The 18,072-nt window shown below is 65.0% G+C and carries 19 protein-coding genes and 1 pseudogene; 10 read left to right on the top strand and 10 right to left on the bottom strand.

Annotated features, from left to right (window positions below; genetic code table 11):
- Positions 1-15: 15 nt before the first annotated feature.
- Positions 16-1,137 (bottom strand): phosphoserine transaminase, encoded by a 1,122-nt coding sequence (gene serC, locus CH251_RS05565; protein WP_094612271.1) that lies wholly within the window; start codon positions 1,135-1,137, stop codon positions 16-18.
- A gap of 70 nt (positions 1,138-1,207) precedes the next feature.
- Complete coding sequence (locus tag CH251_RS05560; RefSeq protein ID WP_094612270.1) at positions 1,208-2,326, bottom strand: citrate synthase 2; 1,119 nt, start codon at positions 2,324-2,326, stop codon at positions 1,208-1,210.
- Positions 2,327-2,461: 135 nt separating this feature from the next.
- Between CH251_RS05560 and pdxH the strand changes: the two genes are divergently transcribed.
- From pdxH to CH251_RS05535, 5 genes are all read left to right on the top strand, one after another.
- The gene (pdxH, locus tag CH251_RS05555) at positions 2,462-3,079 is read left to right on the top strand and encodes a pyridoxamine 5'-phosphate oxidase (protein ID WP_143537870.1); all 618 of its coding nucleotides are present in this window, start codon (positions 2,462-2,464) and stop codon (positions 3,077-3,079) included.
- The gene (locus CH251_RS05550) at positions 3,076-4,368 is read left to right on the top strand and encodes an MFS transporter (protein ID WP_094612268.1); all 1,293 of its coding nucleotides are present in this window, start codon (positions 3,076-3,078) and stop codon (positions 4,366-4,368) included. Before pdxH ends, CH251_RS05550 begins: the two co-directional genes overlap by 4 nt.
- A complete protein-coding gene (locus CH251_RS05545) occupies positions 4,352-5,281 on the top strand; it encodes an aldose 1-epimerase family protein (RefSeq protein ID WP_094612267.1) in 930 nt (309 codons plus the stop codon). Before CH251_RS05550 ends, CH251_RS05545 begins: the two co-directional genes overlap by 17 nt.
- Positions 5,278-6,249: a carbohydrate kinase gene (locus tag CH251_RS05540; protein WP_094612266.1), complete on the top strand. Its 972-nt coding sequence runs from the start codon at positions 5,278-5,280 to the stop codon at positions 6,247-6,249. Before CH251_RS05545 ends, CH251_RS05540 begins: the two co-directional genes overlap by 4 nt.
- Positions 6,250-6,319: 70 nt before the next feature.
- The gene (locus CH251_RS05535) at positions 6,320-7,618 is read left to right on the top strand and encodes a citrate synthase (protein ID WP_094612265.1); all 1,299 of its coding nucleotides are present in this window, start codon (positions 6,320-6,322) and stop codon (positions 7,616-7,618) included.
- A 126-nt stretch (positions 7,619-7,744) separates the two neighbouring features.
- Here the strand turns inward: CH251_RS05535 and CH251_RS05530 are convergent, their stop codons facing one another.
- Positions 7,745-8,533, bottom strand: a complete 789-nt coding sequence (locus CH251_RS05530; protein WP_218828270.1) for a carbon-nitrogen hydrolase family protein — start codon at positions 8,531-8,533, stop codon at positions 7,745-7,747.
- Between the two features lie 58 nt (positions 8,534-8,591).
- On the opposite strand from CH251_RS05530, the gene CH251_RS05525 reads away from it, so the two are divergent.
- Entirely contained in the window at positions 8,592-9,233 is a 642-nt protein-coding gene (locus CH251_RS05525) for a GntR family transcriptional regulator (RefSeq protein ID WP_037191747.1), read from the top strand.
- Here CH251_RS05525 and CH251_RS05520 read toward each other — a convergent pair.
- Positions 9,205-10,554, bottom strand: coding sequence for an MFS transporter (locus tag CH251_RS05520; protein WP_094612263.1), 1,350 nt, complete (start codon positions 10,552-10,554; stop codon positions 9,205-9,207). The genes CH251_RS05525 and CH251_RS05520 overlap by 29 nt on opposite strands.
- Positions 10,555-10,684: 130 nt before the next feature.
- On the opposite strand from CH251_RS05520, the gene CH251_RS05515 reads away from it, so the two are divergent.
- Together CH251_RS05515 and CH251_RS05510 are read left to right on the top strand one after the other, a co-directional pair.
- Positions 10,685-11,359: a DUF2848 domain-containing protein gene (locus CH251_RS05515; protein WP_094612262.1), complete on the top strand. Its 675-nt coding sequence runs from the start codon at positions 10,685-10,687 to the stop codon at positions 11,357-11,359.
- An 85-nt stretch (positions 11,360-11,444) separates the two neighbouring features.
- Positions 11,445-11,804: an FKBP-type peptidyl-prolyl cis-trans isomerase gene (locus tag CH251_RS05510; protein WP_094612261.1), complete on the top strand. Its 360-nt coding sequence runs from the start codon at positions 11,445-11,447 to the stop codon at positions 11,802-11,804.
- Here CH251_RS05510 and CH251_RS05505 read toward each other — a convergent pair.
- The 4 genes from CH251_RS05505 to CH251_RS05490 form a co-directional block, all read right to left on the bottom strand.
- The gene (locus CH251_RS05505; protein ID WP_094612260.1) at positions 11,797-12,819 is read right to left on the bottom strand and encodes an isopenicillin N synthase family oxygenase; all 1,023 of its coding nucleotides are present in this window, start codon (positions 12,817-12,819) and stop codon (positions 11,797-11,799) included. The genes CH251_RS05510 and CH251_RS05505 overlap by 8 nt on opposite strands.
- Before the next feature lie 62 nt (positions 12,820-12,881).
- On the bottom strand, positions 12,882-14,183 hold the full coding sequence (locus tag CH251_RS05500) for a sensor histidine kinase KdpD (RefSeq protein ID WP_179273516.1): 1,302 nt from the start codon (positions 14,181-14,183) through the stop codon (positions 12,882-12,884).
- Positions 14,180-14,908 carry a response regulator transcription factor gene (locus CH251_RS05495; RefSeq protein WP_094612259.1) on the bottom strand — a complete coding sequence of 243 codons (729 nt, stop codon included), beginning with the start codon at positions 14,906-14,908 and terminating at the stop codon, positions 14,180-14,182. The genes CH251_RS05500 and CH251_RS05495 overlap by 4 nt, the downstream gene beginning before the upstream one ends.
- Positions 14,909-14,918: 10 nt before the next feature.
- Complete coding sequence (locus tag CH251_RS05490; RefSeq protein WP_032395828.1) at positions 14,919-15,125, bottom strand: hypothetical protein; 207 nt, start codon at positions 15,123-15,125, stop codon at positions 14,919-14,921.
- A 140-nt stretch (positions 15,126-15,265) separates the two neighbouring features.
- Between CH251_RS05490 and CH251_RS05485 the strand changes: the two genes are divergently transcribed.
- Positions 15,266-16,594 carry a deoxyribodipyrimidine photo-lyase gene (locus tag CH251_RS05485; RefSeq protein WP_094612307.1) on the top strand — a complete coding sequence of 443 codons (1,329 nt, stop codon included), beginning with the start codon at positions 15,266-15,268 and terminating at the stop codon, positions 16,592-16,594.
- Positions 16,595-16,694: 100 nt separating this feature from the next.
- On the opposite strand, the gene CH251_RS05480 is transcribed toward CH251_RS05485, so the two are convergent.
- Positions 16,695-17,597 (bottom strand): DMT family transporter, encoded by a 903-nt coding sequence (locus CH251_RS05480; protein ID WP_094612306.1) that lies wholly within the window; start codon positions 17,595-17,597, stop codon positions 16,695-16,697.
- 74 nt (positions 17,598-17,671) lie between these two features.
- A complete protein-coding gene (locus CH251_RS05475; RefSeq protein WP_094612258.1) occupies positions 17,672-17,863 on the bottom strand; it encodes a hypothetical protein in 192 nt (63 codons plus the stop codon).
- On the opposite strand from CH251_RS05475, the pseudogene prpE reads away from it, so the two are divergent.
- Positions 17,828-18,072: pseudogene (gene prpE, locus CH251_RS05470) on the top strand (propionyl-CoA synthetase); the annotation flags it as partial. The gene CH251_RS05475 and the pseudogene prpE overlap by 36 nt on opposite strands.

Genomic DNA, 18,072 nt, shown 5'->3' with positions numbered 1-18,072 from the left:
TGAGCTTGCTGTCAACTAGCTCAGAGTGGACACGACCCAGTCGATGCTCTTGGTCAGTGCGGTGATGTCGTCCGGCTCGATGGCCGGGAACATACCGACACGCAGCTGGTTGCGGCCGAGCTTGCGGTACGGCTCGGTGTCGACGACGCCGTTGGCGCGCAGAATCTTCGCAACCTGGGCTGCGTCGACCTTCTCGTCGAAGTCGATGGTGCCGACGACCTGACTGCGGTGATCCGGATTCGTGACGAACGGCGTTGCGAATTCGCTGTTCTCGGCCCAGTCGTACAGACGTGAGGACGAATCGGCGGTGCGCTTGGTGGCCCAGTCGAGGCCGCCCTGCGAGTTGAGCCATTCGATCTGATCGGCGAAGAGCAGCAGTGTCGCCACGGCCGGGGTGTTGTACGTCTGGTTCTTGCTGCTGTTGTCGACGGCGATCGGCAGCGACAGGAAGTCCGGGACCCACCGATCCGTGGCAGCGATCTCGTCGACGCGGGCCAGTGCGGCCGGGCTCATCAGCGCGACCCACAGGCCACCGTCGGCGGCGAAGCACTTCTGCGGAGCGAAGTAGTAGACGTCCGAATCGGCGACGTTCACCGGCAGACCGCCTGCACCGGAGGTGGCGTCGATCGCGATGAGGGCGTTCTCGGAGCCGGCCGGACGGCTGACCGGGATGGCCACGCCCGTCGAGGTCTCGTTGTGCGCCCAACCGATGAGGTCGACGGACGGGTCGGAGGTGGGCTCGGGCGCACTGCCCGGCTCGGCCTTGACGACGATCGGATCACCGATGAACGGGTTGTTCTTGGCCACCGAGGCGAACTTGGAGCTGAACTCGCCGTTGGTCAGGTGCAGCGACTTCTCGCGAATCAGGCCGAACGCGGCAGCGTCCCAGAATGCGGTGGTACCACCGTTGCCGAGGACGACCTCGTAGCCCTCGGGGAGGGAGAACAGATCCTTCAGACCACTGCGCACGCGTCCGACGACGTCCTTGACGGGCTTCTGACGGTGGCTGGTGCCGAACACGGAAGCGCCGACGTCGACCAGGGATTGCAGCTGCTCGGGGCGAACCTTGGACGGGCCACAGCCGAAGCGTCCGTCGGCGGGCAGGAGATCGGCGGGAATGATCGGCAAATCGGCCATGGAGTAGCGCGTCCTAGCGTCGATGGAATATGGCACTGGACAGGGTAGTCGGGTGCCATACCAGCTTCGACTACCGGATCAGGTCCCAGCCTTCGACGGACTCGGGTGAGCGCGGTTCGGGGCCGGTGTAGAGGGCAGCAGGTCGGACGAGCTTGCCCAGTCGCTTCTGCTCCAGGATGTGCGCGCACCAGCCCGCGGTCCGTCCACAGGTGAACATGGCGGGCATCATGTGCGCCGGTACCTCGGCGAAGTCGAGGATCACCGCGGCCCAGAACTCGACGTTGGTTTCGATGGCTCGATCGGGGCGGCGTTCGCGCAGTTCGGTCAGTGCAGCTTGCTCGAGTGCTGCGGCGACCTCGTAGCGCGGTGCGTTCAGTCTCTTCGCCGTGGCGCGCAGAACACGGGCGCGCGGGTCCTCGGCTCGGTAGACGCGGTGCCCGAAGCCCATGAGCTTCTCTTTGCGGTCCAGGATTCCGGTGATCAGGGCGCGTGCGTCGCCGGTCTTCTCGACCTCTTCGATCATGGGCAGGACGCGGGCCGGGGCTCCGCCGTGCAGAGGTCCGGACATCGCACCGATGGCACCGGACAGGCAGGCGGCGACGTCGGCTCCGGTGGAGGCGATGACGCGTGCGGTGAACGTCGAGGCGTTCATGCCGTGCTCGGCGGCCGAGACCCAGTACGCGTCGATGGCGGCGACGTGAGCGGGATCCGGTTCGCCCTTCCACCGGACCATGAATCGCTCGGTGACGGTCGCGGCCTGATCGATGCGGGTCTGCGGAACTGCAGGCTGGTAGATGCCACGAGCGGACTGGGCGACGTAGGACAGAGCCATCACCGACGCGCGGGCGAGGTTGTCGCGGGCGGTGGAGTCGTCGATGTCGAGCACCGGCTGGTAGCCCCAGATCGGAGCGAGCATCGCCAAGCCGGCTTGGACGTCGACACGGACGTCACCGGTGTGGATCGGCAGGGGGAAGGGTTCGGCCGGGGGGAGTCCTCGACCGAACTCGCCGTCGACGAGCAGGGCCCAGACATCGCCGAAAGTGACGTTCTGCGCGACGAGTTCCTCGATGTCGACGCCGCGATACCGCAGTGCGCCGCCGTCCTTGTCGGGCTCGGCGATGTCGGAGGTGAACGCGACGACACCTTCGAGGCCGGAGACGAAATCCTCGGGAACTTCTTGAACAGCCATGGCCTGTGGACTCCCTCGTCGCAACTGCACCCGGCTCTGCGCCGCATCCGGGCGTACTTCGTCAGAACCATAGCCGGGATCTACGCGGGAGTAGCGTCTGGGCTTGTGTCTGCAGATGATCAACGCCTGGCGAACATGCGGGTGGACTACGGAGAGCCCGAGGACCTCGACGTCGATGCTCTGGTGGGCGGGTGGTGTTCGCTGGCGCAACAGTGGTTGTCCGACGCGATAGCCGCGAATCTGCCCGAGCCCAACGCCATCGTGTTGGGGACGGTCGACGAGGCAGGTAGACCCGCCACCCGCACCGTGTTGTGCAAGGACTTCGACGCATCAGGGGTGGTCTTCTACACCAACTACGACTCGGACAAGGGCCGTGCGCTCACCGCGACGCCGTATGCGTCGATCACGTTCCCGTGGATCGGAATTGCCCGTCAGCTCACCGTCCGCGGCCCGGTGGTCAAGGTCGATGCCGAGACCACCGAAGCGTATTGGCGTACGCGGCCCCGCGGCTCGCAGCTGGGGGCATGGGCGTCCGAGCAGTCGCGTCCCATCGGCTCGCGGGAGGATCTGGCTGCGCGACTGGCCGAGGTCACCGCGACGTTCGACGGAATCGAGGTGCCGGTTCCGCCGAACTGGGGCGGTTTTCGCGTCGAACCGGAGACGGTCGAGTTCTGGCAGGGTCGAACGAGCCGTATGCACAACCGAATTCGCCTGACGGTGGCAAGCGGTGTGATCGAGCGTCTGCAACCGTGAGCGGACTGCGCGGCATTCTTGCCGATACGACTCCGCTGAAGACACCGGCCTACAAGCGGTTGTGGCTCGCGAACATCGTCACCGTCATCGGTGCTCAATTGTCCATTGTTGCTGTGCCGCAACAGGTTTTCCAGATCACGCTGAGCTCGGCCTACGTGGGCCTCACCGGTGTCTTCGCGCTGGTGCCGCTCATCGTCTTCGGCCTGTGGGGCGGGGCGTTGGCCGATGTGATGGACCGCCGCACCCTGTTGATGATCACCACCTGCGGTCTGATCGGAACGTCGGCGCTGTTCTGGTTGCAAGCGTTTCTCGACCTGAACAATGTCTGGATCATTCTGGTGCTGTTGGCCGTTCAGCAGGCGTTCTTCGCGGTGAACCAGCCGACGCGCAGCGCAATTCTCCCGCGCATCCTGCCCGCCGAGCAGTTGCCCGCCGCGAACTCGCTGAACATGACGGTGATGAACTTCGGTGCCATCGCCGGACCGCTCAGCGCCGGCATCCTCATCTACTACATCGGGCTCGAGACCCTCTACCTGATCGACACCATCGCTCTGTTCGCCACGCTGTGGGCCGTGATCCGGTTGCCGGGGATTCCGCCGGCGAAGTCGGGTCAACGCGCCGGATTGCGTTCGGTGTTCGACGGTTTCGCCTACCTCGCGACGCAGAAGGTGTTGCTGGCCTCGTTCGTCGTCGACATCATCGCGATGGTGTTCGGGATGCCCCGTGCGCTCTTCCCGCAGATCGCACACGAGAGCTTCGGCGATCCGGCGTCGGGCGGTCCGGTGCTCGGCATGCTGTTCGCAGCGATGTCCGCGGGCGCGGTGGTCGGTGGCGTGTTCTCCGGCTGGCTGCCCCGAGTACGCAGGCAGGGCCTGGCGGTGCTGATCTGCATCGTGGTGTGGGGCGTGGCGATGCTCGGTTTCGGTCTGGCCGTCGGCGCGGCCACCGATGGGGCCACCACCGTCGCCCTGTGGTTCGCACTGGCGTTCCTGGCCCTCGGCGGCGGAGCCGACATGATCTCGGCGGCCTTTCGCAGCACGATGCTGCAGCAGGTCGCCACCGACGAGATGCGCGGTCGCCTGCAGGGTGTCTTCATCGTCGTGGTCGCCGGTGGCCCGCGCATCGGCGATGTGTTGCACGGCGCAGCGGCCGCATCCGTCGGTACGGCGGCCGCAGCTGCGGGCGGTGGAGTGCTGGTCGTCATCGGGGTCTCGATCGCCGCACTGGCACTTCCGGCGTTCATTCGATACCGAGTGGGTGCGGTGGTAAAGAATGGCTCTCATGGCTGACGCGCAGACGTATTCGTTGACGAGCGGCAAGTATCGGGCAGACATCGCTGCCGTCGGGGCGGGCCTTCGGGCGCTCGAGTACGACGGCGCACCGCTCACCGAGACGTGGGAGGCGGGCTCGAAGCCGCCGCTGTCGGCGGGACTGGTGTTGGCCCCGTGGCCCAACAGGACGGCAGACGGCACGTTCACGTTCGAAGGCGTCGAGCACCGGATGGAGATCACCGAGCCCGCTCGCAACAACGCCAGTCACGGATTCGTTCGACGCGTGGCGTGGACTCTCGTGGAGCACACCGACTCTCGCGTCGAGCAGAGCGTGGACATCGGAACGCATCAGGGTTGGCCGTTCTCGATCACGGTGACCGTGGTGCACGAGCTGTCGGCGGACGGTCTCACCGTCACCGCGTCGGCGAAGAACACCGGTGACTCGCCCGCGCCGTACGGGATGGGCTTTCACACCTTCGTCCGGGTGGGGGACGTGCCACTCGACGAGTGCACCCTCGAGCTGTCCGCGGGTACCCGGCTGCCGCTCGATCCGGTACGCAATCTGCCCGTGGGCAATTCGGTGCCGACGGCCGATACCGAGTACGACTTCCGGCAGCCGCGAACACTGCAGGGCGTGCAGCTGGACACTCCGTTCAGCGCCTCGCTTCCCGAGGCCGACGGCACGGCGAAGCATGTTCTCCGTGGCCCCGACGGCACCGCGACCGTGCTGTGGACCGACAGCAGCTTCGGTTGGGTTCAGGTGTTCACCGCCGATCCCGCCAACGATCAGGCCTATCCCGATCGTGGACGGGCGTTGGCGATCGAGCCGATGACGTGCCCGCCCGATGCGTTGAACTCCGAAATCGATCTGATCGTGCTGGATCCGGGGCAATCCTGGTCCGGCACCTGGGGAATGAGGTACGAGAAGTGACCATTCTGGTGTGCGGCGAGGCGTTGGTCGATCTGGTCCCGGTGCACGAGGGGCCGCTGCTCTCGCCCAAGCTCGGCGGCGGACCGTTCAATGTCGCCGTCGCGATAGGTCGACTGGGTTCGCCCGTCGCATATCTCTCGCGGATCTCGCGCGACCCGTTCGGCGAGCAGATCCTGGCGAGTCTGCGCGACGCGGGAGTGGACACCACGTGGGTGCAGCGCGGCGACGAGCCGACGACGTTGGCGATGACCACCCTCGCCGACGACGGCAGCGCCGAGTACTCGTTCTACGCCGACGGCACGGCCGACCGCCTCGTCGCCGATCCCGGCGATCTGCCCGACGAGATCAGCGTGCTCTCGTTCGGCACACTGTCGCTGCTCTACGAGCCCGGTGCGTCGATGTACGCGGGTCTGCTGCACCGGGCCCGGGCCGCGGGCAAGCTCACGATGCTCGACCCCAACATCCGGCCCGCCGCTATCGACAGCACCAGCGGAGACATCACTGCCGACGGGTTCCGCGACCGCTTCCGTTCGTGGTTGCCCAGCATCGACATCCTCAAGGTCTCCGAGGACGACTCGCATTGGCTGGGGCTCGGAACTCAGGGCACAACGGTGGACGACTGGCTCGCGTCGGGAGTCACCGCAGTGGTCATGACCCGCGGGGGTGACGGAATCTCGGTGTTCACGGCACCCGCGGAGACGCCGGGTACAGGAATCGTCATAGCCGAGGAAGTCTCGGTGCCGGGTGTCGCTGTCGACGTCGTCGACACCATCGGCGCTGGTGACACCGTGCACGGGGCTCTGCTCAGCTTTCTGCAGAAGGAGAGCATTATCACATCGAACGCGGTGAAAGAGATGAGCAAGCAAGATTGGCGAGAAGCGCTCGATTTCGCCGCGAAAGCAGCAGCAATCACGGTTTCTCGACCCGGTGCCGACCCTCCGTGGGCGTCCGAGGCGTCGAGAGACTAGTTTCACTATCGACGTTAGAACTGTCCGCTTCAAGTACGTGTCCGTTACACGAGTTCGAGAGGGACCATTCGTGCCCGCTGAGAATGATGCCAAAGCCACCCTCACCTATCCCGGTGGCGAGTACTCCATGTCGATTGCCGAGGCCTCCGAGGGCAACAACGGCATCGAGCTGGGAAAGTTGCTGGCCACCACCGGCTACACGACGTTGGACGGCGGGTTCGTCAACACCGCGTCGACGAAGTCGGCCATCACCTACATCGACGGTGACGCAGGCATCCTGCGCTACCGCGGTTACCCGATCGAACAGCTCGCGGGCAAGTCGTCGTTCATCGAGGTCAGCTACCTGCTGATCTACGGGGAGCTGCCGTCCGAGACTCAGCTCGAGAAGTTCACCGACAAGATCCGTCGGCACACCCTGCTGCACGAGGACCTCAAGCGGTTCTTCGACGGCTTCCCCCGAAACGCGCACCCGATGCCGGTGCTGTCGAGTGCCGTCAACGCACTGTCGGCGTACTACCAGGATTCGCTCGACCCCAACGATCCGGAGCAGGTCGAGCTCTCGACCATCCGCTTGCTGGCCAAGCTGCCGACCATCGCGGCGTACGCCTACAAGAAGTCCGTCGGTCAGCCGTTCCTGTACCCGGACAACTCCAAGAGCCTGGTCGAGAACTTCCTGCGTCTGACGTTCGGCTTCCCGGCCGAGCCGTACGAGGTCGATCCCGAGATCGTCAAGGCACTGGACATGCTGCTCATCCTGCATGCCGACCACGAGCAGAACTGCTCGACGTCGACGGTCCGCCTCGTCGGATCCTCGCAGGCCAACCTGTTCACCTCGATCTCCGGCGGCATCAACGCGCTGTGGGGCCCGCTGCACGGCGGAGCCAACCAGGCCGTGCTCGAGATGCTGGACAAGATCAAGGCCGAGGGCGGCGACGCCACCGACTTCCTGCGTCGCGTCAAGAACAAGGAAGACGGCGTCAAGCTCATGGGCTTCGGGCACCGGGTGTACAAGAACTTCGACCCGCGCGCGACGCTGGTCAAGGAGACTGCGCACACGATTCTCGGCAAGCTGGGCAATGGCGACGAGCTGCTCGAGATCGCTCTCAAGCTCGAGGAGACCGCGCTTACCGACGATTACTTCGTCGAACGCAAGCTCTACCCCAACGTGGACTTCTACACCGGCCTGATCTACCGCGCGATGGGCTTCCCGCCGCGCATGTTCACGGTGCTGTTCGCGATGGGTCGCCTCCCGGGCTGGATCGCGCACTGGCGCGAGCAGAACGAGGACACGACCGGCAAGATCGGCCGTCCGCGCCAGATCTACACCGGCTACACCGAGCGCGACTACCAGGACGTCAGCTCCCGCTAGATCTCGCCGTACACGACGCCGCCGGCTCCCATCGGGAGCCGGCGGCGTTGTCGTATCTCCCGCGAACTCGAAGTTGTGGATGCTTTTCGGTCGAATTTCGTCCCCAACTTCGAGTTCGCGGCTCCGTCAGGCGTCGAAATGCTTGCGGTTCTTCAACACCGGCAGAGTCTTGCGCACGGCGTCGACCAGTTCGGTGTGGATGTCGATGGTCAGCATTCCCGGTGTCGCGTCGAGTTGACCGAGGATCTCGCCGGTGGGGGAGCAGACGATGCTATGTCCCACGCCCAGCGGCGCATTGCCTTCGGCGGCAGCAGGTTCGGCTTGGTCGCAGGCTGCGATGAAGGTGGTCGAATCCAGGGCGCGAGCGCGAGCGAGCAGGGTCCACTGCTCGACCTTGCCGTCACCGGATCCCCACGATGCCGGAACCACGACGAGTTCCGCGCCGAGATCTCCCAGTTTCTGGAACAGGGCTGGGAATCGGATGTCGTAGCAGGTCGCGAAGCCCACTCGAACTCCGGCGATGTCCACCACGAGTGGGTCCGAACCCGGTGCGACGGTGTCGGATTCGGCGAATCCGAAGGCGTCGAACAGGTGAATCTTGTCGTAGCTCGCGTCGATACCGGGCCCGGCGACGAGCAGAGTGTTCGTCACCCGATCGTCTGCGGCGGGAGTGAACATTCCGGCGACGACGGTGATGCCCGCATCGGCGGCAATGGAGCGCACCACGTTCGCCCACTCGCCGTCGAGAGGCTCGGCGAACTTGCGTATCGGTCCGCCGAAACACCGCATCATCGCCTCCGGAAACACCACGAGGTCCGAGCCGGCGTGCGCGGCGGCACGGGCGTGGGTGTCGATGAGTTCGAGGTTCCGGGCTGGGTCTTCGCCACTGGTGATCTGGGCGAGGCTGATGCGAATGGTCGTGCTCACGGTGTGACTCCTGGTTTCGTCGGAGGAAGACAGGTATACATATCGTATGCAGCCGCTGTCGGGGAGGGAGAAGGCGTATCTGTTCGTGCGCGATCAGGTGCTGTCGTCACCGGCCGCCACCGGCACTTTTCTCAACGAGCAGGAGCTGGCCACTCGAATCGGTGTGTCGCGTACTCCTGTTCGCGAAGCGTTGCTGATGCTGCAGTCCGAGGGGCTGGTCGAGATGGTGCCCAAGCGCGGTGCGCACGTGCCCGCGATGTCCGGACGGCAGATCGCCGAACTGATGGATCTGCGCGGTGTCCTCGAACGGCACGCGGCCACCCGGGCGCTGCGCGCCGGAGACGCTCCTATCGCGGCGATGCAGCATGCGCTCGAGCAGCAGGAATTGCTGATGAACTCCGACAGTGCGGATGCGCCGAAGGAGTTCATCGACTGGGACGGCACCTTCCATCAGAGTTTGATCGATTCGGCGGGCAGCGATCTTCTCTCCCGCACGTACGCAGGACTGCGTGCTCGGCAGCTCCGGGTGGGTCTGAGTGCTCTGTTCACCGCGGCCAACCGGCAGCACCGCGTGTGCGCCGAGCACCAGGCCATCATCGACGCACTGAGTGTCGGCGACGAGGGCCTGGTGCACGAGAAGATCGACGCTCACCTCGAGGTCACACTTCAGACTCTGCTGCGCGCGTAGCTTTTTCGTGCTCCTGGTTCAGCAGCACGTAGTGCTCGTCCTCGGTGGGGTCGGGGTTGCGTCCCAGCGCCAGGCCGACGAGAGTCACGGCACCGACGACGACGATGTACCCGACGATCGGCACCCAGCTGTCGGTCTTGTCCAACAGGTACACGAAGATCAGCGGTGCCATCGCCCCGCCGAACACACCGGCGATCGTGTACGCCAACGAACTACCGGTGGAGCGCAACCGAACGCTGAACTGCTCGGTGACGAAGGCGGCCTGTGGCCCGTACATGAACGAGTGGAACGCCAGGCCCACAACCACGCCGAGGATCAGCAGCGGTAAGGACCCACCGCCGATGACGAGGAAGAAGATGGCGCTCCAGGCAACACCTCCGACGGCCGCGACGCCGTAGACCAGGCGTCGGTTGATGCGGTCGGAGACCGCTCCGGCCAGCGGGATCAAGCCGAGTTGGCAGGCCGATCCGACCAGGATCGCCGTCAACACCTCGCTGCGTTCGAAGCCCAGTTTCTGCGTACCGTAGGTGATCGAGAAGACCGTGAACAGTGCGTAGATGACGTCGGGTGCGACGCGCGACATGATGCCAGCCACCAGTGGTCGCAGTTCCGTCTTGAACACCTCGCTGATCGGGGCTTCCGAGCGATCGCCACTTTCCTGGAGTGCTTTGAACACCGGGGTGTCCTCGAGCTTCAAGCGGATCCACAGACCGAAACCGACGAGTACGGCCGAGAAGAGGAATGCAACACGCCATCCCCAGGACTCGAACTGCTGGTCCGTGAGCGACAGAGTCAGGATTGCCAGTGCGCCGTTGGCGAGCAGGTTGCCCGCAGGTGGTCCGATCTGCGCTGCGGAGGACCAGAAGCCGCGCTTGCGGGGATCGCCGTATTCACTGGAGAGCAGAACGGCTCCGCCCCACTCGCCGCCGACGGCAACGCCCTGGCAGAACCGCATCGTGACGAGAATGATCGGGGCCGCAATGCCGATGGTGTCGTATCCGGGGATCAAGCCGATGGCGAACGTGGTGACGCCGATCAGCAGCAGCGTGATGACGAGGAGCTGTTTTCGCCCGATGACGTCGCCGAGCCGTCCGAAGACGAATCCACCGACCGGACGGGCGATGTACCCGACGGCGTAGGTGGAGAACGCCAGCAATGTTCCGGTCAGCGGATCGCTGTCCGGGAAGAACACCAGCGGGAACACCAGCGCGGCGGCGGCCGAGTAGACGGCGAAGTCGTACCACTCCAATGCCGTTCCGGTCAGGCTGGCCGCGAAGGCCTTGGCCAGGCCTTTTCTATCCACCGAAACAGGTTCGGTCATGACGACTCCTTCGTGTGCCTGGGATCACTCTATCCGTTGTACGTGCTCCATACTTGCTGTATACAAGACGTATGCGCAAGGCTTTCGGCGCATCGGAAACAAATAATTTACGAGGAGAGGTTCGTTACTGATGCTCACATTCACGCTGCCCGACGGCACGACCGAATCCGTCGAGGTGACCGCCCTGCTCAATGCGGGTTATGCCGGACGCAACCAGGAGGAGGTGGCGTCGCACATCGCGGAGCTGGCCGAACTGGGCGTTCCCGCCCCGACGGTGACCCCGGCGCTGTACCCCATCTCGCCCTATCTGGCGCAGCAGACCGATGCCGTCGCCGTTCAACACGGACGCACCTCGGGTGAGGCCGAGTGGGCCCTGGTGATTCTGGGCGACACGATCGACGACGTGCTGCTCACGGTGGCGTGTGATCACACCGACCGTGACCTGGAAGTACACAGCGTCGCGTGGAGCAAGAACGCGGCTCCCGACGTGTTGGGTACCGACGCGTGGCGGTTGAGCGAGGTGTCCGACCGACTGGACGAGATCACCCTGACCGGCTGGGCCGACGGAGTGCTCATTCAATCCGGAACGCTCGGCGATCTTCTCGCGCCGCAGTACTGGCTCGATGTACTCACCGAACGTGGACTGTTCTCGCGTGGAACCGTTCTGATCTCGGGCACCATCTCGATGCACCACGGGGTGAATCAGTTCTCCGACGCCTGGAAGGTCGAGATGGCCGACCCCGCGACCGGGAACACGTTGACCTGCGAATACAAGACGAATTTGATGCCAGCTCCGATCGGCTGATCGTCACGACGTAAAGTCGAGGCGGAATATGCCCAGAGCTTCACAGCCGGCGTCGGCGGGCCGGCATCAACCGCAGGAGACTTCAGTGACGAAGCCAGTGATCGAATTTCAGGCCGGACCCCCACCCGTGGACCTGGTGACGGTCGACCTCGTCGAGGGTGACGGCGCAGAAGCAGTGGCCGGAGGAAACGTCGAGGTGCACTACGTCGGCGTCGAGTTCGACTCGGGCGAAGAGTTCGACTCGTCCTGGAACCGTGGCGAATCCATCCAGTTCCCGCTGCGCGGACTCATCCAGGGTTGGCAGGACGGCATTCCCGGAATGAAGGTCGGCGGACGCCGTCAGCTCACCATTCCGCCGGAGCTCGCCTACGGCCCCGCAGGCGCAGGTCACCGCCTGTCCGGCAAGACGCTCGTGTTCGTCATCGACCTGCTCGACGTCAAATAACGGCGTTGCGTACCCGCTCGGCTTCGCGGGTTGCCGAGGCATTGGCAGTTCCCCCTCGGGAACCCGCGAGCTTGGCGTGAATGTGCTCGGCCACGGTGACCGGTTCGTACCGGGCCACGTCGCCGGGCTCGATGCACGACGGCAGTGGCGCGATCACCGCGTCGAGGTTGCCGTCGTGGAAGAAGGCGGCGGAACGCCTGCGCTGGATCGTCCCGTCGGTGATCGGCGGACGAACTCGATGCAGCGTCGACATCCAGCGATCGTTGGTCAGTCGGGCCGTCAGATCACCCAGGTTGACCAGCATCGCTCCCTCGACGGGCTGCACGTCGTGCCACCGTCGGTCGGTGCCGAGAACCTGCAGACCGGGCACTCGATCGGCCCACAGCACCGTCACCAACCCGTAGTCGGTGTGCTCGCTCATCCCGGTGAGCTCGGTGTCCGGCACCTGTATGCCTGGTTCGAGCGCGTAGTTGTTCATCCGCAGGGTGTCCAGCGATCGATCGGTGATGTCGGAGAACATGTTCGGTGACACACCGAGTGCATCGGCGAACACGGTGGTCAGCGTCCGGGCCACGCGCGCTGCCTCGGCGAAATACTCTTCGACGGCGCGCTGGAACCCCGCGGAGTCGGGCCAGGTGTTCGGTTCGCCCGTCCCGACGTTGAAGGCCTCGAACCAGTCGTTCATGCCCGACGCCGATTCGACTCCCAGGCTCAGGCTCAGTGATTCGCTCTTCGGGGCGGTGTACCCGCGATTGCGTTCGGGTGGGCAGATGTAGGCCCGCTTGGCTGCCGGGTCGAGTCCGAAGAACGAATCCATCGCCGACGCCAGTGCGGACACGGTGTTCTCGGAAACTCCGTGTCCGAGTATCTGCATGAAACCGACTGTGCTGCAGGCGTAATCGATGTCCGCCGCGACGCTGCGCCGGGCGGTCGCGTCGGCCGTCGCGGTGGCGTCACCGAGAACGTACGGCGAGATGTCGATGGTGGGGACGAAGAAATCCGACGACGTGTGCATGGGTACATGATCGCCGGTTCGGATGGGCCCGCAGGTTTCTCCCGCGTAAAGACTGCCGTACTTCAGCTGTCCTGCAGCTCCAGCACCAATCGGGCTCCGCCCAGCGGGCTGTCGGTGAACCAGGCCCGCCCGCCGTGCAATTGGGCTTGCTGCGCCACCAGGGCCAGGCCGAGCCCGGAGCCGCCCTTGGCTGCTCGGGTGCCGCGCTCGAACCGACCGAACACCGTCTCGCGTTCATCGAGGGGAACGCCGGATCCGTTGTCGTCGACCAGGACACGTACCGTCGTACCCTCGCGCTCGGCGGTGATGACGATCGACGTCGCGTCGCCGTGCCGAACGGCGTTGCCGATCACGTTGTCGACGGCGAGCCTCAGGCCGGTCGGCAGTGCGCGCATCGTGATCTCGGAGTCGGCGGCATACTCGACGCGTATGTCGAGTCCCGGATGAAGTCGTTGCGCATCCTGGGCTGCGACGTCACAGATGTCGATGATGTCGGTCTCGACTCTGTCGCCCTCACTGGACAATTCGCCCGACGCCAGTCGTTCCAGGGCGGTCAGCGTGGTCTCCACTCGACCCTGCGTCCGCTCGAGATCTCCCAGTATTTCCTGCTGCTGCGTCGGCTCTAGGTCGAGTGTTCTGAGCACCTCGATGTCGGTGCGCATCGCAGTCAGAGGGGTCCGCAGCTCGTGTGCGGACACGGCCGCGAAGTCGCGTGCGGTGTCGAGCGCGGCATTGGTGCGGTCCTGTGCCTCGTTCAGTCTGGTCAGCATGCCGCCGATCGCGACGGCGAGCGCATCGGCTTCGGTGACACCGGTGCGGGTTTCGGGCGCGGTCGGAGGTTGCGCGCTGACCTGCCGGGTCAACGTCACCAACGGTCTGACGGCTCTGCCACCGAAGAGCCATCCCAGTCCGGTGGACACCGCGATCGCGGCCAGTCCCAACATCAGTACTTGCTTCTGTTGCTCGTCGGTCACCTGTTGCGCTTCGATCGCCGGCACGCCGATGGAAATCGAGATGGACGACACCGCGGTCGAGACGGCGGTGTAGACCCGGAAGCGTTGCCCGTCGACGTCCACGGTCTGCGACCCGGTGTCGAGCGCGGGCAGCCGTGTCGGGGTGGATGCGACCACGATGTCGCCGCTGCGGATGGTGACGGCGAACGCGCCGGAGAGCTGATCGAGGAAGGCCTCGAGCGTCGTCGACGTCGGGACCAGTACCTGAGATGCCGTCGTCAGCCGCTCGTCGAGCTGATTGACGTTGTTGCGCGAGATGGCGACCGAGGTGACCACCGAGAGCGCGGCGACCACGAGGGTGGCACCGAGGGTCGTGGCGGCGGCCACTCGGGCGCGCAGCGAGAAGCTCATGCGGCGTCCCGGACGACGAAGCCGACCCCGCGGACCGTGTGCAGGATGCGCGGTGACCCGTCGGCCTCGAGTTTGCGTCGGAGATATCCGACGAACACGTCGACGACGTTGGTGTCGGCGACGAAGTCGTAGCCCCAGACCAGTTCGAGCAGTCGCTCTCGCGTGAGAACGACGCCCTTGTTGCGGGCCAGGATGGCCAGCAACTCGAATTCTCGCTTGGTCAGGTCGATGTCGGCTCCGCCGCGGTGGACGCGATAGCCGGGGATGTCGACCACCAGGGTTCCGATGGCGACGGCAGAGTTCGGTGCGCCCGAATCTGTCACCGGCACAACCGGACCGGTGCCGCGTCGGCGCAGCATCGCTCGGATCCGGGCGACCAGCTCGGCCAACACGAACGGCTTGGTGAGGTAATCGTCGGCACCGGATTCGAGTCCGGCGATGCGATCGTCCACCGAGCTGCGGGCGCTGAGTACGCAGATCGGAATGTCGTTTCCCATGGCGCGCAACGCGGTCACCACGCTGGCACCGTCGAGTACCGGCATGTTGATGTCGAGCACGATGGCGTCGGGCGTCGAGCGCGACACCACGCCGAGCGCCTCCGCGCCGTCCGATGCGGTGATGACGGTGAACCCGGACAGGCGCAGTCCGCGTTGCAGCGACGACAACACGTCTGCGTCGTCGTCGACGACGAGAACGGTGGCGGGGGTGCTCGGCGATTCGTTCACCGGACCAATGCTATGCAACCCAGCTGTCGACGGTGGTGCGGCGTTCCTCGGGCGTCTTGGCGAAGAAGTCCTCGAGGGCACTGCGGCGGCCGGTGTCGGCATCGAGTGACCAGGCGAGCGCGGGCGCCTTGGCGTAGAGCTGCTCGTAGTACTTCTCGAACGTGCAGGTGCTGTCGATCAGGGAGAGTGCACCGGGGAAAGGGCGTGTGTTCGTCATGATGTTCTCCTTGTCTGTTCGGTATATCCCAAGGTAGAGGTCGTTGTTGCGGCCATGGTGAGTCATCGTTGGCGGTTCTCTGAGAATCGAGCGGCCGAGGGCGGGGATTGCTCGGGACGGCGGTGGGTAAGACTGGAAGCATGTCGATCGTCTGGTTTCGCCGTGATCTCCGTCTGGGGGATCTGCCCACAATCACCGCCGCTGCCGAGTCGGGAGATCCTGTGCTCGGGCTCTTCGTGCTCGACGATCGGCTGCTGAAGCCGTCCGGCGGGCCGCGGAAGGACTTCCTGTTCCGTTCGCTCGAAGCACTCGACGAGCAACTCGGCGGACGGCTGATGGTCGTGCACGGCGACCCCGAAACCGTGGTCCCGAAGGTGGCCAAGGCGATAGACGCCGAGGACGTGCACATCAGCGCCGACTACGGACCGTACGGGCGCGAGCGAGACAAGCGTGTGGGTGAGAAGGTGAACCTGGTCGAGACCGGGTCTCCGTATGCGGTTGCCCCCGGGCGGATCGTCAAGAACGACGGCGAGCCGTACAAGGTGTTCACGCCGTACTCGCGCCAGTGGCTGGAACACGGTTGGCGCGGTCCGGCGGACACGTCGGCCGACTCTGCCGACTGGATCGACCCGGACGGGGTGAAAGGCGTTCGGCGAGTGAAGATTCCCTCCGAGAAAGAGGCGTCCGACGCGGCAGCGGGTGAGGCGGCCGCGTCGAAGCAGTGGAAGGAATTTCTCGAGGAGGTCTCGGCATACGACGACGAGCGCAATCGTCCCGATCTCGACTCGACGAGTCGGATGTCGGTACATCTGAAGTACGGAACCATTCACCCGCGAACGATGTTGGCCGACCTGGGAAAGCTCCGCAACGAGGGCGCGGCGTCGTATCGTCGACAGATCTGCTGGCGAGACTTCTACGGCGACATCCTCTTTCAGCGTCCCGACAGTGCACGAGAGAACTACGTCAAGAAGTTCGATGCGATCGAACTGGACTCGGGCAAGCATGCCGACGAGTTGTTCGACGCCTGGTGCAAGGGCGAGACGGGCTTTCCGATCGTCGATGCCGGTATGCGGCAACTGAACTCCGAGAAGTGGATGCACAACCGAGTTCGCATGATCGTCGCGTCGTTCCTGGTCAAGGATCTGCATCTGCCGTGGTGGCGGGGAGCGCGCTACTTCATGCAGCATCTCGTGGACGGAGATCTGGCCAGCAACCAGCACGGCTGGCAGTGGACCGCGGGAACCGGTACCGACGCGTCGCCGTACTTTCGCGTGTTCAATCCCATCACCCAGGGCGAGAAGTTCGACCCCACCGGGGACTATGTCCGACGCTGGGTGCCGGAGCTGCGCGGTGAAGAAGGAAAAGCCGTGCACACGTTGAAGTTCGGCCGGCCCAAGGAATATCCGGAGCCGATCGTCGACCACAAGCACGAGCGGGAAGTGGCGATCGCGCGGTTCAAGGCGATCTAGCGCAGGAGCGGAGCCTGCGGAGTGACTCCTATCTTCTGCAGGAGCGGAGCCTGCGGAGTGACCCCTATCTTCTGCAGGAGCGGAGCCTGCGGAGTGACCCCTATCTTTTGCGGGACAACCCGACTCCCACCAGGCAGATCACTCCGCCGACCACGGCGAGGACATGCGGAACCTCGCCCAGCAGCAGCCAGGCCAGCGTGATCGTGATCGGTGGGACCGCGTACGTGGTGATGCCGAGCTTGCCTGCGTTCATTCGCGTCAACGCGTAGGCCCAGGTGCTGAAGGCCAGTGCCGTCGGGACCAGGCCGAGGTAGATCAATCCGCCGGTGGCACCGGCAGAAGCGGCCCCGAGGTCGTCGATCAGCGCCGGTGCGAACGGCAGCGTGCAGACCATCCCGATGGTGCATGCCATCCACGTGACCTGAAGTCCGGGGATGGTGCGCAGCACCGGCTTCTGGCTGAGGACTCCGATGGCATAGGTCACCGCGGACACCAGACACAGTGCGATGCCGAGGAAGTCGGCGTCCGTCTTGGTCGTGGACGTGGTGGTCACCGCCGTGACGACGCCGACCATCACCGCGCCGGCGAACGCGATACCCGCGCCGATCACCAGCCACCTCGGGAAGCCCTCGCCCAGAAGCAGACCCGCGAACAGAGCGACCAGAATCGGACCGATCTGAATGATCATCGACGTCGTACCGGCATCGACGCGTTGCTCGGCGGCATTGAGGGCGACGTTGTAGATGCCGAACCAGAACACGCCGATACTCGCTATTTGCAGCCACTGCGTGCGGTTGGGCTTGACCCATTGTCTGTTGGCCAGAACTATCGCGCCGAGGGCGAACGATCCGATCAGCAACCGGCCGAGCGCGAGTGGGCCTGCCCCGAAGGATTCGCCAACGCCGCGGATGGCCACGAAGGCCGATGCCCACGACACCACCGTGACGGTGACTGCGCCGAGGGCGAGCCAGTCGACGGCGGGACGTGTGTCGAGATCTGTCATGAGCACGACGCTATCTCGCGCGAACGACCCCTGGCGCGCGGATTTCGGCCATCGTTGCTCGAATTAGCGTCTCGCTACCTGCCGAGCAACTTCTCCAGCGCGTCGAGTACCGCCGGATCCTCGATGGTCGACGGCACTCCGTATTCCTCGCCGGCAACGATCTGCCGCATTGTCTTCCGCAGGATCTTGCCCGAGCGGGTCTTCGGCAACGCCCCGACGATCGTCACGTCCCGGAACGTCGCGAGTGCGCCGTCATCGGTATTCACGACGACCTCAAGGGCCAGCGCCCCAGCGGCTACGTGGTGCTCAAGGCCGGGGAGACCATAACCGAAGAACAGCTGCGTACCGAACTGGTGGCCATGGTGCGCGATCAGATCGGCGCACTCGCGACGTTCCGGGACGTGACGATCGTCGGGGCGTTGCCGAAGACCCGCTCGGGCAAGATCCTGCGGAAGACAATGCGGCAGATCGTTGC

Origin of the sequence: Rhodococcus sp. 06-462-5 (genome assembly GCF_002258315.1) — a bacterium.
Classification (GTDB): domain Bacteria; phylum Actinomycetota; class Actinomycetes; order Mycobacteriales; family Mycobacteriaceae; genus Rhodococcoides.
This window is presented reverse-complemented; position numbering and strand designations above follow the sequence as displayed.

Excerpts from the sequence above, each read along its gene's own strand:
- serC (WP_094612271.1), bottom strand. The coding sequence starts at position 1,137 with ATGGCCGATTTGCCGATCATTCCCGCCGATCTCCTGCCCGCCGACGGA.
- CH251_RS05560 (WP_094612270.1), bottom strand. The coding sequence starts at position 2,326 with ATGGCTGTTCAAGAAGTTCCCGAGGATTTCGTCTCCGGCCTCGAAGGT.
- pdxH (WP_143537870.1), top strand. The coding sequence starts at position 2,462 with ATGCGGGTGGACTACGGAGAGCCCGAGGACCTCGACGTCGATGCTCTG.
- CH251_RS05545 (WP_094612267.1), top strand. The coding sequence starts at position 4,352 with ATGGCTCTCATGGCTGACGCGCAGACGTATTCGTTGACGAGCGGCAAG.
- CH251_RS05525 (WP_037191747.1), top strand. The coding sequence starts at position 8,592 with ATGCAGCCGCTGTCGGGGAGGGAGAAGGCGTATCTGTTCGTGCGCGAT.
- CH251_RS05520 (WP_094612263.1), bottom strand. The coding sequence starts at position 10,554 with ATGACCGAACCTGTTTCGGTGGATAGAAAAGGCCTGGCCAAGGCCTTC.
- CH251_RS05515 (WP_094612262.1), top strand. The coding sequence starts at position 10,685 with ATGCTCACATTCACGCTGCCCGACGGCACGACCGAATCCGTCGAGGTG.
- CH251_RS05505 (WP_094612260.1), bottom strand. The coding sequence starts at position 12,819 with ATGCACACGTCGTCGGATTTCTTCGTCCCCACCATCGACATCTCGCCG.
- CH251_RS05500 (WP_179273516.1), bottom strand. The coding sequence starts at position 14,183 with ATGAGCTTCTCGCTGCGCGCCCGAGTGGCCGCCGCCACGACCCTCGGT.
- CH251_RS05490 (WP_032395828.1), bottom strand. The coding sequence starts at position 15,125 with ATGACGAACACACGCCCTTTCCCCGGTGCACTCTCCCTGATCGACAGC.
- CH251_RS05485 (WP_094612307.1), top strand. The coding sequence starts at position 15,266 with ATGTCGATCGTCTGGTTTCGCCGTGATCTCCGTCTGGGGGATCTGCCC.
- CH251_RS05480 (WP_094612306.1), bottom strand. The coding sequence starts at position 17,597 with ATGACAGATCTCGACACACGTCCCGCCGTCGACTGGCTCGCCCTCGGC.